Origin of the sequence: Psychroserpens mesophilus, assembly GCF_050617655.1 — a bacterium.
Taxonomy (GTDB): domain Bacteria; phylum Bacteroidota; class Bacteroidia; order Flavobacteriales; family Flavobacteriaceae; genus Psychroserpens; species Psychroserpens mesophilus_A.
The window spans coordinates 1-265 of sequence record NZ_JBODQC010000217.1 but is presented as its reverse complement, the minus strand read 5'-3'; the positions used below and the strand labels follow the sequence as shown (position 1 = coordinate 265).

The following is a 265-nucleotide window of genomic DNA, read 5'->3' as shown; positions in this document are numbered from 1 at the left end:
ACCGGGCCAGGATCCGCACCGTTTCATTGCCTGTGTCGAACAGGGTCTGTGCCACGGTCAGGTCCGGGTTGAGGTCGGGGTGTTGTTCCAGGTAGGCCCTTCGCAGGTTCTTCCGGTAGGTGACCGATCCGCTGTCCGGGCAGTCCTTGCCGGCCAGGATGTCCAGCAGTGTCGTTTTACCCGTGCCATTCCGGGCGATAAGCGCAACCTTCTGCCCCTGGTTGACCCCAAAGGACAGCCCGGAGAACAGCGTGCGCTCCCCATA

General features: G+C 62.6%; 1 protein-coding gene. It reads right to left on the bottom strand.

Going from position 1 to position 265, the window contains the following annotated elements:
• Positions 1 to 265 (bottom strand): ATP-binding cassette domain-containing protein (locus ACRHNM_RS17010; RefSeq protein ID WP_431137815.1); only part of this gene is annotated, 265 nt, incomplete at both ends.